This is a genomic window from Zoogloea oleivorans (assembly GCF_008107625.1).
GTDB classification, from domain to species: Bacteria; Pseudomonadota; Gammaproteobacteria; order Burkholderiales; family Rhodocyclaceae; genus Zoogloea; species Zoogloea oleivorans.
In genome coordinates, this window is record NZ_SDKK01000001.1 from 88,174 (window position 1) to 101,589 (window position 13,416).

Consider the following 13,416-nt stretch of genomic DNA (forward strand, 5'->3'; position numbering starts at 1 on the left):
CGAAAAATCGAAGATAATATACCGAATGATTTTTTGATTCAAACGCAGCCCCAAGGTTGAAACTGGGGCAGCCAGTCGAGTATGGCAGCAGCACCTTCATCAATCCTTGACTATGTCAACTTGCAGAAGCAAAACGAGCTGCCCGCTAGATCTTGTCGAGCCAGAGCCCAAACGGAAGCCAAACAGCGATTGTTCCGAGCCTGATTGACGATCACTGGACAAACCAGCAAGGACAATAACTTCGCCGGATTTAGCCGTAAAACTTGATGTTAACTCGCGTTTGTTAAGCGTCGGAGTGTAGTTCAAGCCGCTCTCAGTCCGAACGAAGTCCGAAACGGTCTGGCTGACATCGAGTGTCACACCCTCACGCCTCACCACGGGCGTAACAGACAGGATCACCCCAGACGGGCGATACACCACGTTGTTGGTGATAGCCCCCTGACTAGCTACAGAGCCACCCGCAACGGGCGTTTCTGCGCCAACAGCAAAGTGACTTTTTTCGCCAGATGAAACCCGTACGACAGGACGCGAAACAAGCCGAAAGCGAGAATCCTTGTCCAGCAGGCTAACAACAGCATCCAGGCCACCCACACTTAGGCGGCCGACCGCACCAGTCGTTGTGACGCCGAGATCGACACTCAACCTCCCGGCAAGGACAGTACCCACCGCATTGACTGCAGATTCGACCGTTTCGGAGTCGCCGACCTCATATATGGTGGCCCTGACGATCACGTCCTTAACCGGTACGTCAATTAGAGGGAGAACCTGGCGAAGAACCGCAACTTCTGATGGCAAACCAAGGTAAACCAATACATCTGATGATGATGATTCTTTTGCCGTTTTCGAAAACTTGCCTGTAACAAGGACCTGAAGTTGATCAATCAAATAATCGGCTGATCGACTTTTAACCGGATAAACAAACGGTTCAGGGTTAGGCTGCTTACGGGATTCGGGTTTGCAAACCACGGCAACGCCCGATTCTTCCCAAAGATCATAGCCATTGGATCGCAAGGCTGAAGTCAAAACCTTTCTATCGACGGCTAAAGACCGAAGGGAAACCGCTTTGTCGTCACGAAGCAAAGCATCGCAGATAACATAAGGTGATTTTTCAACCTCGACAAAGTAAAGAGAAACAAGATCGCGAAGAGGGGCAAACGTAAAATCCATTGATTTGCCAGACTCCGCCGCAAAACAAATTAACGGAAAAGCCAAAATGGCGAATAGGTATCTGATCACTTGAGCGCCTCGGTTGCGCCAATCTTGCCGGCATCGCGACCGATAAAGCCAGGCTGAATGATCGGCCCAGTATGAAGCTTTACTTGACGCCGAACAGCATCATAGTCATATCCTCCCATCCATCGCAAATCGGCAAGGTTGTAAAAACCACCATCAGAGCAAGCAATCATGATTCGCTCACCGAACGAATCATGATACGAACCGGAAACAACACAATCTTTAGAGACTTTCAGCGCCCGTCGGAAATCATCGGCCGTCAGCACCGGATTGCCAACAACATCCTTAGCTTGAGAATTCGAAGCCGACGCCGTGGGAGCATCCTTTTTTTCGACCGGCCGACCCTTATGATCAACGTCCTTAAGGACAAATCGATGATAGAAATTACTACCGCCATACCAAGTAAGGCCAAGGGCTAAAAAGACCGAACCGATTGCCAGCTTAACCTTAAAAGGAAGCTGAAACTTAACAGTGTGAATCGTTGCAGATTCGTAGAGAGGATAAATCGACTTGCTAGGAAATATCTTTTTAGATTCGCCGACAAAAGATTTGGCTTTGGTTTGATCCGCCGGCTTTTCGAGGCAACCTTCGTAAATATAGTGGAATGCAAAAGGAGCGCCAAAAGGGCGATCAAAGTGATAGTGTCTCTGAACGAACTTACGCACCCAGGCATCGAGCAAACCCGTATCCTGAGTAATCAGTACGAAGTCGAACCCTCTATGACGATGTTCGGCCAAAGAGGAGACGCCAAACGGCACAGATTTTGATGATGCGCGAGTCGGCCAAATTTTTTGGCACTCATCAATCACCACATAGCTGCCGTCCGGCAAATCAGGCCAGTTAGCCAAGGTATCGTTATCGACAACCTCGACCCATGGCATTTCGGATTTGCCCCGATCGGTCAAGGGGATGTTGGTATAAACTTTTCGATTTTTAAGCTCATCACGGATCAGCTTAACTATCGTTAACGTTTTGTAATTACCTGGCAAACCCGTCGCAAGAATAATCATGATCCGAGGGCACCTGGCAAGCTACCTCGCATCATCCAGCCACGAGCAAAGACCAGTCCGGCAAGGCCAAAGTAAGCGCCATAAGCACCCATAACCATATTAACCGCCTGATCAATGCCGGCAATGCTGATGAGCTGCAATACCTCCATCCAGACATCGGTCAATACTGCAGGGGCATCGGTCTGGAGATGCAATACCTGCTCTTTGAGCACCAACCATGCCTCACTAATACCTTTGATAGTCAATAGATACACACCAGAGTAATACAGCACGCGCAATACAATGCTGCTCAAAATGGTAAAAAGCAAACCACCTAAAAGACCATACTTACCGATTGCCATACATCACCTCTTTAAAGCATCGACAAAAATCGCAATTGCCATCAAAGCACCAGCAGCAACAAAGATCGGCCGCAAAAAAGCCAGTACGATACAAATCCACTTGTAATCGATCGCCACGGAAAATTCCCGGCCAAACAGCCTGAAATCGAGCTGATGAGGTTGGGGGCAACTACCGTCAGCCCATCGATCACCCATAATCGAAGGCAATTCAAAAACCTCAGTCGGCAAACGAGGATCGGGGCCAGGATCGCCGTAATTGCCAAACGCATCACTAAAGTCAAGTTTGGCCATAGTCGGCGAACTCTCAGGATCAGGCTTAGTCACACCATCCGGCGTGGGGGCATTGGGATCACCCGCGTTAGGGTTAGGCTCCCACGGAGCTCTAACGGACGGCCAATCAATCGACGGGTTACGCATTGGCCAGGTAGCCGGTATGCCATCCCCCGGGATAGGTGCAACTGCAGGGTTTTCGGCAACGGCGGACTTTGGTGCAACAGCTCTGACCAAATCTGGTTTGGAGGCAACCTTGCCATATAGATCACCCTGGCGTATCTCTTTGTATATCGGGCAAGTAACTAGGCGACTCAAAGTACTGTCATAGGTCGTCGTAGTTTTGTTGAACGCGGTTTGAGTGTATCCAGCGGGCGCTTGAGGCACAGGCATTGGCTGTCCGGTACGATACGTAACCTCGACCACCTGAGCCGGCTTGTAGTAATTAACCGTGGTGCCTGGCGTCTGATATCGATTTGCCTGAGACCAATCGAGCCACGCATTAGGCCAAGCCGCCGATGGATTGCGGCCACAATCAGGGCCGGTACCAAGTTTTGATTTTTCGTAAATCCTGTCTGGATTAGGGTTGTTAAGACCCAAAGCACCAGGAGCCTCTAAAGGCGAAGCGGCAGGAGCCGGATCAAAATTAGGTACGTTTTGGCGATCAGAATCGGCGGCAACGACTTGGCGAGGCGAATCAGCCGGGACTTTATGACCAGGTACAATACCGTTTTCGGCCATCCAGGCATCACCCAATTCAAGCAAAGCCATTTCAACGGCTTTAATCACAATTCGCTGCTGAGTGTTTTTCGCAAAAAAACTCGCCAAAGTCGAAACAGAAGTGACTACGCGGGTATATTGATTGCCGAGCGAATCCTTGAACTTAGCCCACCACGATATCTCGACAGCCGGAACAGGTGCAGTCTTAACAACGCGCCCGACTTCACCGTCGATCTTAATCTCAGTTGGCACAACACCTTTCGGCAAGTTGGCCTGAGTGGTGACCTTATCCGTCCACGACGAAGGGAATCGCTCACGCGAGTAATCGACTTGAGGGACCGTGACGCAGGTTGTCGCGATAGTGCCAGCAACCACATAGGACATGATTGTGGCACCAAGCCCACAAGTGGCTTGCGCATAAACAGGCAACGCAGTTAAAAAGGCGACTAAAGCGATTAGATATTTAATCATTTCTCAACGCATTCAAAAATATCCGAATCGCAAGGATTGCACCGAAACTCAAAAATATAGGGCGGATTTTGTTTAACCACCAACAAGCCCAATCAAAATTAAACGAAACGTCAAACGGCGGGCCACGGAATGACATAGTTATCACACGAGGTTGAGGACAAGCCCGATTTGTCCACGGCTCCCCAGCGAGCAAAGGCAAATCAACCACATGGCTATCAAGGGGAGGATCAGCGCCCTCATCCGGATAATCCTCGCCAAACACAGCAGACCAGTCCGCATCAAAGACAACCGGCTGCTCATCTGGTTTGACAACGGATCCACCGACACCAGAGTAGGGAGCATCATCGAATGGCTGTTCAAAACCGACCCAATCCAGCACAGGCCGCGAAAAGGGCCAGGTAACTATCTGACCATCACCGGGGGAATTACCGTAGGCGAGGAAGGCAGAGTCTCTAACACCAATCTTTGGCAGCAAGGACCGGAGGAGATCAGGATTAAACAATACCAACTGCTTGAGCTCGACAAACCCCAGCTCAACCCAGCTCGCACAACTAATCAACGCATGACATACATAGCCATACGTGCATGGATCGCCGACTGTTGTGCAAGGCGCCATCCAGAGTATCGTCTGATCGCCCTCGCCACACGGAGTGACAGGACGACCACCGACACCGTGATATACGGCAACAACCTGATTATCAGACGGCTTGTAAAAGGCAGCAGTAACAGCATCGGGAACAACAAAAGGTAATTGATCCCAAGCGCTGTAATTAGCCCAGACGTCGCGTGCTTCGGAGGGCTTGCACTGACGCCCTGTACCAAAAGGACGACGCTGATAGATCTTGTCCGGATTAGGTTTGTTTGTCCCCCGACCGCCAGTAAGGATAGGCTCAGAAGGATAGTTATCAGAGGGATCAGCGAGCGGTACGTTTTGACTTGCGGTATGGACAATCAGAGGATGGTGGCCAGCATCAAGCGGGATTGCTGCACCAGGTGCGATACCGTTGGACTCAATCCATGATGAGCCCAGATCCTCAAGTGCAGCCCTGATTACCCTGAGGACTACACGAGGGTTTTCGACCGCAAAAAATCTAGATAGCTGATAGCCGGCAGAGACGGTGCGGGAGTAACGATTGCCGAGGGCATCGGTGATATCAACCTCCCAAGAGTAATCAACGCCTGACAGATCACCGTTAACTGTCCTACCACGCTCGCCAGAGATGTTTATGCTGGAGGCAGACACACCCTTAGGCAATGCCGCCTGAGATACAACGCCGCCGACCCAAGATGACGGCAAAGTGACTTTGGCGTAGTCCAAAACCGACGACGAAACACAGATATCAACCGGTTGACCCGATACGGATACTGTCCTGATCGACTCACCGTAACCACAGGCTAGGGGAGCAACTCCCTTAGCACAAGCCAGGTACACCCCAAGTAAAATGCCAAAAGCAAAGTGCCTAACATGCACGACGCACCCCAAGTTAAGGGGGCCGAAGCCCCCATGCCTAACCTAATTAACGGCGGAAAAGACGAATGATCAGCAGCACGGCCGCGACCAGCGCAACCACACCCAGGATCGCAGGGACGTTATCGGTGATATTGGCCATGTAATCCGCAGCACCATTAGTCACACCGGTCTTAAGTTCCGCGTTGCCGGCAGCCATAGCGACGGCAGGCAGGGTGGCAACAGCGCCAGCGACGTAAGCCAGCTTGGACTTGATTTCATTCAACATTTTAAATCTCCAAAATTTGGGCAAAAGGAATCCAACGGGTGCCCAAAGCCGTAAGATTTGAGCACTAAGATTTAGCGCCGCGTTTGAAAAGTCGGATAACCCCGGCGATCGAAATCGAAAAAAATAAAACGACAACCAAAGGAGGCAAAAGCTCCATGGCATCCTCAGGGCTGATGCCTATGGATGTGGCAAAAATCTGGTAATCGACCTGGCGGCAATCAGCCAAAGTAACTGCACCTACCGGACAAACCGGTACGTACTCAAGCACGGCAAAAGCTCCAGTCATCGTTGCAGACCATCGCATACACCGACCCCAAGCCGCCGCAGTGATCAACTAACGCCTCTTCGGCCTCTTCGGCATCGTAAAAAATCCCAGCCGAACCCAATTCGCGTACGAAACCAACGTCACCATCAATAGGGGCCAGAAAGCACGAAGTCTCCAAGTCCTGCACGACGTAACCACGTTTCATTTTTTGGCCCCCGAAGAAATCACTTTTGTGCGAGAACCGCGCCCGCAACACGAGCAGACGGCGTGATGGAAACGATGTTGGTCACCGACTTCGACCCCGACGTCACCAGATCAAATTCGACTTCGGCGAAAAACGGGAATTCAAGGTGCTTGAATGACCCAAAATTGTCGGAATTGCCGTATTTGTAGTCTTCAGCCGAAAAGCCCTTCGCCTTGCCAGTCGCGGCATCAAGTTCCGTCTCGATAAACACGCGGGTGAAGTCATAAACGGTGCCATTTTCGAGCTGGCCCTTGGAGGACTTCATCCCCAAAATCTTAACCTGACTCTTGAAACGCATTTTTGTAGTAAGCGTCGTCCCAACCCCGTCTTGACGCCTCAGACCCTCAGCCTCTCCAGGCGCTCATTCACCGCAGACAAATCAAAGTGCCCGGGCTCGAAGTCCTCCCCGCACCACGCCCGCATGGCGTGGTGTTCGGGGTGGTCCGGGTCGAGGATGGCCTCCAGGAAGTCGGCGTAGCCCGGCGCGCCGCCCACGTCTTCGGGCGGTGCGGCGTTGGCGCCGGTGAGGCACAGGGCGCAGGCCGACAAGATGGGATCCGGCGGGTGGCGTTTCTCCACCTTGATCCGGTGTTCCCAGTGATCGCCGAAGTCGTAGAGGTACTTGAACGACTTCATGCCCGCGAGCGCGGTCTTGAGCTGGATGCGCTGCTCGGAGCGGGGCGGATCGCCCCAGTCGAACTCCGGGTCGGGGACTCCATAGCGCTCCCCAGCGATCTCGAACTCGTGCAGATGCCCGCCGTGCCAGCCCATGACGCACTGGATGACGTGATGAAGCCTGGCAAGGGTGATCGACTCAGGCACGACGATCCGGCGCCAGATGGCGGGCTTGATCTCGGCCAGTTCGATCCGCAGTTGCAACAGATCGGCCGGTTTGCGGGTGCGCGGCTTGAGGGGGACGACGGTGCTCATGTCAGGCGGCGTTGAGAAGGGTCTTGGCGGGGTTGAGGTTCCAGGGCAGCAATTCGTCGATCCGGTTGATCGGGTGCTCGGCGATGCGCGTGAGCACTTCGCGCAGGTAGGCCTCCGGGTCGAGCCCGCTCAGCGTGGCGGTGCCGATCAGACTGTACATCGCCGCCGCCCGCTCGCCGCCGGCATCCGATCCTGCGAAGAGAAAGTTCTTCCTCCCCACGGCGACCGCCCGCAGCGCGCGTTCAGCGGCATTGTTGTCGATCTCGAGATGGCCGTTCGTGCTGTAGCGGATCAAGGCCGGCCATTGATTGAGCGCGTAGCCGATGGCCTGCATCAGGTCCGATTTGCGCGACACCCGGCGGCTCTGCGCCGCAAGCCAGTCATGCATGTCCGCCAGGCGCGGGGCGGCCTCCTGCCGGCGCAGCTGCGCCCGCTCGGCGGGCGGCTTGCCGCGCGCGCGGGCTTCGATGGCATATAGCGCCTGGATCCGGGTCAGCGCCTCGGCGGCCAGAGGCGAGGCGCTCGCGCGGTGGATGTCGTAGAACTTCCTGCGCACGTGGGCCCAGCAGGCCGCCTCGACGATCGTCCCGCCCTCGAAGAGCGCGTCGAACCCTGCATAGGCATCCGCTTGCAGGACGCCCTTGAAGGGGGCGAGATGGGCTTGGGGGTGGCACCCCTTGCGGTTCTCCGAGTAGGCGAACCAGACCGCCGGCGGATCCAGGCTGGCGGCCGGTCGATCATCGCGCACATAGGCCCACAGCCGCCCGGTCTTCGTTTCGCCCCGACCCGGTGAGAGCACCGGCAAGGGCGTGTCGTCGGCATGGACCTTGCCAGCGGCCATCACGTGGCGCTTCACCGCCTCGACCAGGGGGCTGAGCAGGGTGTGGCATTGCCCGACCCAGTCGGCCAGGAGGGCGCGTTCCAGGCTCAGCCCGCTGCGGGCGAAGATGGTGCTTTGCCGATAGAGCGGCAGGTGATCACAGAACTTGCCCACCAGCACGTGGGCCAGGAGCGCCGGCCCGGCAAAGCCCCGCGCGATGGGGCGGCTGGGCGCCTCGGCCTGGGCGATGTGATCGCAGCGGGCGCAGGCAAGTTTGGGGCGCACATGGCGGATCACCTTGAAGCTGGCCGGGATGTACTCGAGCATCTCCGAGACCTCCTCACCCAGGGGCTTGAAGGCGCCGCCGCAGCAGGGGCAACGGGTGTCGGTCGGTAGATGCTCAATCGTCTCCCGAGGCAGATCGTCGGGAAAGGGTTTGCGTTGGCGCCGCGGCGAGCGACCCGCGGCCGGTGGGGCGTCGGCCGTCTTGGCTGGCGCCGGCAAGGGCTGCGGCGTCAGAAGCAAGGGCAGGTCGAGCTGCCCTTCGGCCCGCCAAGATTCGGCGCGCCGCCCGAAATGCATCTGACGGTACTTGGCCACCAGCAGCTTGAGACGCACCACCTCGGCCTCGAGCTCACCCACCTGATGGCGCAGGGCGGCCACCTCGTCAGAAGGGTCGATGGGGGGAGGTGTTACAGGCTGGGGCATGACGCGAGTCTACGCGAGACACCCGTCGGTGAACAGCCCCCGGAATCCTATCCTGCCGCCTCCGGCTGCCAGGTGCGCACAGGGCGCCGCCAGTCGATGCCTTCGAGCAGCATCGCGAGCTGGGCCGCGGTAAGGACCACCGACCCCTCGCTGGCCTGGGGCCAGATGAAGCGGCCGTTCTCCAGCCGCTTCGCAAGCAGGCACAGGCCGTCGCCGTCCCACCACAGCAGCTTGAGCCGATCCCCCTTGCGTCCGCGAAAGACGAACAGCTGGCCCGAGAAGGGATCCTGCTCAAGTTGGCTTTGCACCAGCGCTGCCAGGCCATCGAAGCCGCGGCGCATGTCGGTGAAGCCACAGGCCAGCCAGATGCGGGTGCCCGGGCCGGGGCGGATCATCGGGACAGACTCGCCAGCACCCGCTCGAGCACCGCCAGATCCACCGGGCCGCGCACCAGGAGACGGGCGCGGGGCAGCTCGATCTCGATCTCGCCACGGGGCGTGGAGGCCCGCGTTGCGGGCGGGGGCGTGTCGGGCACCACCGCGAGCCAGCTCACGTCCGCCTCCGCCTGGGTCGATGGGCGCGACTTCTCGATCCATTTGCGGACCAGATTGGCATTGACGCCGTGGGCCAGGGCCACCGCGGCAACCGATGCGCCCGGCACCAGGCACTCCGCTACGATCGCCGCCTTCAGCTCGGGGCTGCGCCGCACATAGGCCCCACGCCGAGCCACTCCTGCTGCCTTCTCAATTTCCATGGTGTCCACCCTCAAAAATGGTGGACACCTTCGCTGCTCAAAGAAATGGGATCAAGACGGGACAGGGACGACGCTCACTTTTTGTATCTCCTATAAACGGGATTTACGTTAATCAACCGATGACCCGTGGCACCGGCGACAAGGAATTACCATCTTGATAAGCATTAAATGATTTTTGACGATCGGAAGGCAGAACACCCAACGCCTGACGAGCTATTTGTTCCCGCCCGGTGCGGTAACCGTGCTGAGCGGCATCCTTGGCACCCCAAACCGCAACGCCACCAAAGGTGTAAGCCTCATCGGGCTGACCCAGCAATTCGTCATATTTCGCCCACCGAGCACTCATCGACGGCTGCCAATCGTACAATTCGGCCATAGCGGAGCGGATGCGACGTGGCATGTGAGCCATTTGCTCGAATTCGAAGGCTAATTTGCGCTCGTCGTAGCTCGCAGTAACCACCTCGACATAGGGGCTTATATCGCGCTCGTGTAGCGAAATGCCCGGATATTCGTGGTCGCCAATATCTAGCTTGCGAGGCCAACGGTCGTGATCGGCTTGGAGCATATTAAGTATGTCGGCATCGCCATACATGGCGCGGCCAAGCTTAATCAGCGGGCCGTAACAACGCTTAGCGTGGTGCACCAGGTGCTCCCAGGTGCGATCAACGTATTTAGCTTTACGCTCCAAATGCACAGGTTCCTCGCCGGCGACAGAAAACTGCGCCAAAAAGGCATTGCCGCTAACAAAATAATCCTGCGGCCGGACCAAAAAATCCCACGGGATAATGTGATGGTTGTCACGAAACCGAGCTTCAACCCGTACATGCACCGAATCCGGATCACCTAACTGCTTACCCTTTTCATAAACGCAGACCTCAAGCGGAGAGTCGCGCGTACCAACGTTTACAGTCAGGCCCTTGTTATAGCGATCTCCCCCCTCCCACTCTCCAGGCAGATGGATAACAGGGCGGTTGTGGTACCGGTCCATCTCTCCGGCATGCCAAGCCTTACGGGCGTCATGCACCGTCAGAGCCCCGTCAAAAATATCGCGGGCAGCATCCCCGCGCGTGATACGAGGTCTAAGCGGGTCCAACAAATCATGCAGGCGTTGCTCCCAACCCGGCCTAAAAGCCATGCAGCCCACACCAGTTATGCTGACCAATACGGTCCCATGTTGACGACCACCCCCGGCAGCAACGTGCCCGCATACCGCATTAGGGCCAATGCCCCACGTCGAATCGTAAAAGTCCCTAGGCTTAATTTGATCGCCCAAGCCAAAACCTGTCGCCTCAGCCAGCAGGCGAGAAACGATGACGGCATAATCGTCCGCAGACTCGCAGGCTTCGCCCGCATGATCCGCAAGGGCAATCTCCGCCAGAACAAAACGGAGGGTATCTACGTGGCAGATCGCCTTGTCGACCTTAGTACGGCACAGGTGGTAAACGACTTTGCGGCCACGCAGCACACGCTTAACTACTATGTCGTCGCGACCAGCGTGATCGACCCATGAGTAATCATCCACAGGTTTGCGTGCCATCAGCGAGCACCCCGCCGGATACCAGCCACCGTGCCCCACCCACGAGACCCCGTGTTTACTAAGGGGGGGCATCGACCGGCCTGCCCGACGGCGGCCGCCTGACGGCGGCCATCCTGCCGGGCAGGCTGGGAGGGAGTACCCGTACCGGCTGGGGACATGGATGCGGGCGAAAAATGGCAGGTCATCGTTTTACCTATGTACGCGTTTGGCGTACAGGCAATGTACGCCCGCAGCTTACATTTTGTCAACAACGAGCGTACAAAATATGATTTTGCCCCCTCACGCACAAATAGCGACCCAATGAAGGCGATAGGCCAATATCTGGACGACGCCGTACGACGCGGAGCCGCCAAAAACGACAGCGATGTTGCTCGGCTGCTTGGCGTTACACGTGCGGCAGTTAGCGATTGGCGTAATCTGAGACGTACGCCAGACGATGACCAAGCGGTCAATCTCGCTAAGCTATTAGGCATCGAGCCGGGAGAATTGCTCGCCGAATGCGGAGCAGCCAGGGCACGTAACCCTGAAACCCGCGCAGCCTGGGAGCGAGTGGCGGCTAAGATGGCACAACAAGACTGAGCCAGCATCACTTGCGACCAAAATCGCTTTGCAAAGCCGAGTCGGCCGCCAGCGCTACACAGTCGATCATCCTGTACCGGCCGACCTTACGCGTAGGCAAATAGCCCCTGGCGACCATGTTGCGCACGGCATGCTCGGTAAGCCCCGAGTTAACGGCGAACTGAGCAATAGTCAATAACGGCGTAATCAGCACACATCCCCCAGCTATTAGCACATCGATGCCCCAATAGTAGCGGCCCACCTTGCGCGAAATAACAGCTAGGTACGGCGATTTATGCGGCGACCAAAAACAAAAAAGTGCACTCGTATTTCTGCGAACTTTTTTCCAAAAAAAACCCGGCAATGCCGGGCTAAAGGTTGAGCAAATTAGATAGGATTAACGACGCTGCTCAACAAGCGGCACAATGTTGCCAGCAGGGTATCCATTGTCGCGAGCACGCTGCATCAAATCGAGAGCCTTAACCCTATCTTGCTTGACCCCCAAACCAGACCAGTACAGCTGGCCCAGGAAGTACGAAGCGCAGGCGTCTCCAGCATCGGACAACTTCTCCAACACGACTGCCGACCGCTCATAGTCATTATCAATTTGTCCATAACTCAAGGCTCGACCCGCAGCCAAAGAGCAATCATTAGCTTTGGCCCCAAGAGACCAAAATACAAAGGCAACAGCAATCATCACTTTAAACATAGCTCTCAATCTCCAATCTATCCGCGCAAATCGCGCCTAAATAAGATAGCGTACACAAATTCTAATCAAAGCGATTTCTTTTAATCTTCCAGAGCGGAAAACGAAATGCCAATATCGAAAACAGAAAATGGAAAATGGCTTGCAGATTTCCAGCCGGGAGGACGAGGCGGCAAACGCATTCGCAAAACTTTTGCAACAAAAGGAGAGGCCAAAGAATACGAAATTTGGCTTAAGTCAAAAAGCCAAGACCCTGAATGGTCACCCAAACGAGACAAGAGGAGACTCAATGATTTACTGACAATTTGGTACTCAGCACACGGAAAACACCTCAAATCCGGAGACGATACATTCGCGCGCTTAAAGGCATTCGCGACCGATATCGGCAACCCGCCACTATGCGCGACCAGCGCAGATCATTTCACTTCCTGGCGAACCGACAAGATAGCCGGAGGCATGGCGGCGGCTACCACAAACCGCATTCTCGCCTACACCAAATCAGCGCTCAATGCACTAATTCGTACAAACGTAATATCAACCCAAAATCCGTTTTCGAAAATAAAACAAATCCAAATCGACGAGCATGAGCTATCGTTCCTCTCAATAGCGCAAATAAAGTCACTTCTCCACACGCTGCAAAACGACGCACGCAACAAGCACGCATACCTCGTGGCCAAAGTGTGTTTAGCTACTGGCGCCCGATGGTCCGAAGGCGAGCGCATGCGGATCAGCCAACTCCAAGGCGCCCTGATTCAGTTCGCGCGAACCAAGTCCAGCAAGGCAAGAGCTGTACCCATCGACCCGGAGCTACAGGCCGAAATCGAAACTCACTTCAAAACGCACGGCGACGGCCAACAAATCTTCGGCACCGCATACAACGCTTTTCGAGAGGGTCTAAAACGAGCCAAAATCACTTTGCCCGACGGCCAGTGCACACACATCCTGCGACACACGTTCGCCAGTCACTTCATGCAGCGTGGGGGAAACATCCTTACGCTTCAGCGTATCCTCGGCCACCACAGCGTCACGATGACCATGCGGTACGCCCACCTTGCCCCAGACCACCTCTCCGACGCTGTTCGGCTCAACCCCCTGGCCGACATCGATGGATAA

Annotated in this window: 17 protein-coding genes; 2 read left to right on the plus strand and 15 right to left on the minus strand. The window is 55.6% G+C overall.

Going from position 1 to position 13,416, the window contains the following annotated elements; translation table 11 throughout:
- Positions 1-99 precede the first annotated feature (99 nt).
- From ETQ85_RS00420 to ETQ85_RS00485, 14 genes are all read right to left on the minus strand, one after another.
- Positions 100-1,236, minus strand: a complete 1,137-nt coding sequence (locus ETQ85_RS00420; RefSeq protein WP_148577151.1) for a type II secretion system protein GspD — start codon at positions 1,234-1,236, stop codon at positions 100-102.
- Positions 1,233-2,243: a zonular occludens toxin domain-containing protein gene (locus ETQ85_RS00425; protein ID WP_148577152.1), complete on the minus strand. Its 1,011-nt coding sequence runs from the start codon at positions 2,241-2,243 to the stop codon at positions 1,233-1,235. The genes ETQ85_RS00420 and ETQ85_RS00425 overlap by 4 nt, the downstream gene beginning before the upstream one ends.
- Entirely contained in the window at positions 2,240-2,584 is a 345-nt protein-coding gene (locus ETQ85_RS00430) for a DUF2523 family protein (protein WP_148577153.1), read from the minus strand. Before ETQ85_RS00430 ends, ETQ85_RS00425 begins: the two co-directional genes overlap by 4 nt.
- Positions 2,585-2,587: 3 nt before the next feature.
- The gene (locus tag ETQ85_RS00435) at positions 2,588-4,045 is read right to left on the minus strand and encodes a virulence factor TspB C-terminal domain-related protein (RefSeq protein WP_148577154.1); all 1,458 of its coding nucleotides are present in this window, start codon (positions 4,043-4,045) and stop codon (positions 2,588-2,590) included.
- Positions 4,038-5,363 carry a virulence factor TspB C-terminal domain-related protein gene (locus tag ETQ85_RS00440; RefSeq protein WP_148577155.1) on the minus strand — a complete coding sequence of 442 codons (1,326 nt, stop codon included), beginning with the start codon at positions 5,361-5,363 and terminating at the stop codon, positions 4,038-4,040. Before ETQ85_RS00440 ends, ETQ85_RS00435 begins: the two co-directional genes overlap by 8 nt.
- Before the next feature lie 199 nt (positions 5,364-5,562).
- Complete coding sequence (locus tag ETQ85_RS00445) at positions 5,563-5,781, minus strand: hypothetical protein (RefSeq protein ID WP_148577156.1); 219 nt, start codon at positions 5,779-5,781, stop codon at positions 5,563-5,565.
- Between the two features lie 64 nt (positions 5,782-5,845).
- Positions 5,846-6,049, minus strand: coding sequence for a hypothetical protein (locus ETQ85_RS00450; RefSeq protein WP_148577157.1), 204 nt, complete (start codon positions 6,047-6,049; stop codon positions 5,846-5,848).
- Positions 6,042-6,251, minus strand: coding sequence for a hypothetical protein (locus ETQ85_RS00455; RefSeq protein WP_148577158.1), 210 nt, complete (start codon positions 6,249-6,251; stop codon positions 6,042-6,044). The genes ETQ85_RS00450 and ETQ85_RS00455 overlap by 8 nt, the downstream gene beginning before the upstream one ends.
- Before the next feature lie 19 nt (positions 6,252-6,270).
- A complete protein-coding gene (locus tag ETQ85_RS00460; RefSeq protein ID WP_222862009.1) occupies positions 6,271-6,555 on the minus strand; it encodes a hypothetical protein in 285 nt (94 codons plus the stop codon).
- 71 nt (positions 6,556-6,626) lie between these two features.
- Positions 6,627-7,220 (minus strand): plasmid pRiA4b ORF-3 family protein, encoded by a 594-nt coding sequence (locus ETQ85_RS00465; RefSeq protein ID WP_148577160.1) that lies wholly within the window; start codon positions 7,218-7,220, stop codon positions 6,627-6,629.
- Position 7,221: 1 nt separating this feature from the next.
- On the minus strand, positions 7,222-8,748 hold the full coding sequence (gene tnpC / locus ETQ85_RS00470) for an IS66 family transposase (protein ID WP_148577161.1): 1,527 nt from the start codon (positions 8,746-8,748) through the stop codon (positions 7,222-7,224).
- 47 nt (positions 8,749-8,795) lie between these two features.
- Positions 8,796-9,143 carry an IS66 family insertion sequence element accessory protein TnpB gene (gene tnpB, locus ETQ85_RS00475; RefSeq protein ID WP_141355166.1) on the minus strand — a complete coding sequence of 116 codons (348 nt, stop codon included), beginning with the start codon at positions 9,141-9,143 and terminating at the stop codon, positions 8,796-8,798.
- Positions 9,140-9,502: an IS66-like element accessory protein TnpA gene (gene tnpA / locus ETQ85_RS00480; protein WP_148577162.1), complete on the minus strand. Its 363-nt coding sequence runs from the start codon at positions 9,500-9,502 to the stop codon at positions 9,140-9,142. The genes tnpB and tnpA overlap by 4 nt, the downstream gene beginning before the upstream one ends.
- 112 nt (positions 9,503-9,614) lie before the next feature.
- Positions 9,615-11,039, minus strand: coding sequence for a replication initiation factor domain-containing protein (locus tag ETQ85_RS00485; RefSeq protein ID WP_187394524.1), 1,425 nt, complete (start codon positions 11,037-11,039; stop codon positions 9,615-9,617).
- A 156-nt stretch (positions 11,040-11,195) separates the two neighbouring features.
- Between ETQ85_RS00485 and ETQ85_RS00490 the strand changes: the two genes are divergently transcribed.
- The gene (locus ETQ85_RS00490) at positions 11,196-11,618 is read left to right on the plus strand and encodes a DUF3693 domain-containing protein (RefSeq protein ID WP_148577164.1); all 423 of its coding nucleotides are present in this window, start codon (positions 11,196-11,198) and stop codon (positions 11,616-11,618) included.
- A 376-nt stretch (positions 11,619-11,994) separates the two neighbouring features.
- On the opposite strand, the gene ETQ85_RS00495 is transcribed toward ETQ85_RS00490, so the two are convergent.
- Positions 11,995-12,306, minus strand: a complete 312-nt coding sequence (locus ETQ85_RS00495; protein WP_148577165.1) for an SEL1-like repeat protein — start codon at positions 12,304-12,306, stop codon at positions 11,995-11,997.
- Between the two features lie 105 nt (positions 12,307-12,411).
- Here ETQ85_RS00495 and ETQ85_RS00500 point away from each other — a divergent pair, with 105 nt between their 5' ends.
- A complete protein-coding gene (locus ETQ85_RS00500; protein ID WP_148577166.1) occupies positions 12,412-13,416 on the plus strand; it encodes a phage integrase in 1,005 nt (334 codons plus the stop codon).

Bases quoted from the DNA above. Each gene is read 5' to 3' on its own strand.
- ETQ85_RS00425 (WP_148577152.1), bottom strand. From the start codon at position 2,243: ATGATTATTCTTGCGACGGGTTTGCCAGGTAATTACAAAACGTTAACG.
- ETQ85_RS00430 (WP_148577153.1), bottom strand. From the start codon at position 2,584: ATGGCAATCGGTAAGTATGGTCTTTTAGGTGGTTTGCTTTTTACCATT.
- ETQ85_RS00435 (WP_148577154.1), bottom strand. From the start codon at position 4,045: ATGATTAAATATCTAATCGCTTTAGTCGCCTTTTTAACTGCGTTGCCT.
- ETQ85_RS00445 (WP_148577156.1), bottom strand. From the start codon at position 5,781: ATGTTGAATGAAATCAAGTCCAAGCTGGCTTACGTCGCTGGCGCTGTT.
- ETQ85_RS00455 (WP_148577158.1), bottom strand. From the start codon at position 6,251: ATGAAACGTGGTTACGTCGTGCAGGACTTGGAGACTTCGTGCTTTCTG.
- ETQ85_RS00460 (WP_222862009.1), bottom strand. From the start codon at position 6,555: ATGAAGTCCTCCAAGGGCCAGCTCGAAAATGGCACCGTTTATGACTTC.
- ETQ85_RS00465 (WP_148577160.1), bottom strand. From the start codon at position 7,220: ATGAGCACCGTCGTCCCCCTCAAGCCGCGCACCCGCAAACCGGCCGAT.
- tnpC (WP_148577161.1), bottom strand. From the start codon at position 8,748: ATGCCCCAGCCTGTAACACCTCCCCCCATCGACCCTTCTGACGAGGTG.
- tnpB (WP_141355166.1), bottom strand. From the start codon at position 9,143: ATGATCCGCCCCGGCCCGGGCACCCGCATCTGGCTGGCCTGTGGCTTC.
- tnpA (WP_148577162.1), bottom strand. From the start codon at position 9,502: ATGGAAATTGAGAAGGCAGCAGGAGTGGCTCGGCGTGGGGCCTATGTG.
- ETQ85_RS00485 (WP_187394524.1), bottom strand. From the start codon at position 11,039: ATGGCACGCAAACCTGTGGATGATTACTCATGGGTCGATCACGCTGGT.
- ETQ85_RS00490 (WP_148577164.1), top strand. From the start codon at position 11,196: ATGGATGCGGGCGAAAAATGGCAGGTCATCGTTTTACCTATGTACGCG.
- ETQ85_RS00495 (WP_148577165.1), bottom strand. From the start codon at position 12,306: ATGTTTAAAGTGATGATTGCTGTTGCCTTTGTATTTTGGTCTCTTGGG.
- ETQ85_RS00500 (WP_148577166.1), top strand. From the start codon at position 12,412: ATGCCAATATCGAAAACAGAAAATGGAAAATGGCTTGCAGATTTCCAG.